Consider the following 842-nt stretch of genomic DNA (forward strand, 5'->3'; position numbering starts at 1 on the left):
GGCATTCATCGCTCGGCTACCTCGCACCCGTCGACTACGCTCGGCAATGCACCCATCAATCGGAAACCGACGACTCGCACAGCGACCGGACCGAATGAAGGGGGCGGCCCATGACGTCTGCCCGGCTCCACTTTCTTGATCCGATCCGCCGTGTGAGCTCCTCAGCATGGCTGGGCGAGTAGTACTCGACTAACCAGAAATACGGCAAGGAGACCGACTCGCCCTCGGGAACAACCACGTTATACAACGGGTCATCGGGATGAGCTATCTTCTCGCGGTCATGGTGATTGAAGACCCGCAGCCGATTTTGGGCTCGGTTTACGAACCGGCGCACCGCCTTGGGGAGCTTGGGCCAGTAGCGACGCCGCACTAACACGGCGTCCAACACCCGGTAGGGCACGTCGTACCAACGCCAGGCTGTTCCGATCTCAGGTACCAGGCGAAACTGTCGATCCACCTCGGCACGGATCTCCGAACTGACCCCAGCGATCGGGCCTGGAGTTCCGTCAGCTTCTTTCTCGGCGGCTTGCGCCGAGGTCACTTCGTCCGAGTCTGACGGGACGTCCGATTCACTCGCCGAGGTGCTTGCGACCCCTCCATCGTCCATGCCCTCAGACTATTCGTCAGCCTGATGCCATCGCTCGAGCAAGTAAGCATATGCCCAACGCGAACTGGCAACGACCCGGCAGCGTGCGGTCCCTTGCTTCGCCGTCGAGATCGGTGATGGGGGAGTGGGCTGACCCCGTTCGGTAGGTCCGGTGGTTGTGTGAGTCGTCCTGTTGCCCGGGGGTCCGGGCAGGGAGACTGGTCAGATCATGACGAACAGCAGGAAGCGTCACACT

The 842-nt window shown here is 61.6% G+C and carries 1 protein-coding gene; it reads right to left on the bottom strand.

Going from position 1 to position 842, the window contains the following annotated elements; all coding sequences use genetic code 11:
- Positions 1-55: 55 nt before the first annotated feature.
- Positions 56-607 (bottom strand): hypothetical protein, encoded by a 552-nt coding sequence (locus WFI00_RS17745; RefSeq protein WP_336633680.1) that lies wholly within the window; start codon positions 605-607, stop codon positions 56-58.
- Between the last annotated feature and the right edge of the window lie 235 nt (positions 608-842).

This window comes from Microbacterium sp. MMO-56, assembly GCF_037146215.1.
Classification (GTDB): Bacteria; Actinomycetota; Actinomycetes; order Actinomycetales; family Microbacteriaceae; genus Microbacterium.

Coding starts and splice junctions, on each gene's coding strand:
- WFI00_RS17745 (WP_336633680.1), bottom strand. CDS start 607: ATGGACGATGGAGGGGTCGCAAGCACCTCGGCGAGTGAATCGGACGTC.